This is a genomic window from Vibrio sp. YT-19(2023) (assembly GCF_033337395.1).
Map to the genome: position 1 here is coordinate 1 of NZ_JAWOQN010000876.1, position 571 is coordinate 571.

Below are 571 nucleotides of genomic sequence, written 5' to 3' on the forward strand. Positions count from 1 at the left end.
ACGCATTGGATTGAGATCGGCGAACCCGAACCAGATCGAATCAAAAAAGCCTCTCGCCTTGCCAAGCAGGTCAAGGTCTATACGTACAATACTAAAGCACCGGTGTGGTGGGAGAAAATGTCAGGTAAGTTTTCAATGCTTCCAGTAAGCGTAGAAAGCTTTGACTACGACGCTATCGATATGATTTGTCAGCACCTTGACCGTGGTACAAACCTTTCTGTTATGATTACCGGCACCTCTATTTTTGTTGATGTGAACGATCAACACGTCGAAGTAACAGTGAAGGAACTGCAAAGTCATGACGCCCCTTAGTGAACTGATTAAACAAATGGGAATCAAAAAGATTCCCTTCGTTGATGAGCATAAAGCAGCCAAGAAGCGTTGGTTGAAAGAACAAGCTCCGCTGTTTGCACGCGTATGTGAAAACAAGCCAGCAACGAATCCAGTACTTCACCTACTCGGGCTCCTGACGAAATCCCATATCGAAGCAAGTGCGTTGTATGAACAACACGCTCATTCGACACAGCAAATGCAAAAGGTCTTGGCAGATACGCTTGGGGATGAGCAGGCA

1 protein-coding gene and 1 pseudogene are annotated in these 571 nt (G+C 45.9%); both read left to right on the forward strand.

What is annotated here, in order from left to right:
- Window positions 1–312: YaeQ family protein (locus R7E78_RS28940; protein WP_318058994.1), on the forward strand; the 312-nt coding region annotated here is incomplete at its 5' end.
- Window positions 299–571, forward strand: a pseudogene (locus tag R7E78_RS28945) (hypothetical protein); the annotation flags it as partial. The gene R7E78_RS28940 and the pseudogene R7E78_RS28945, both read left to right, overlap by 14 nt.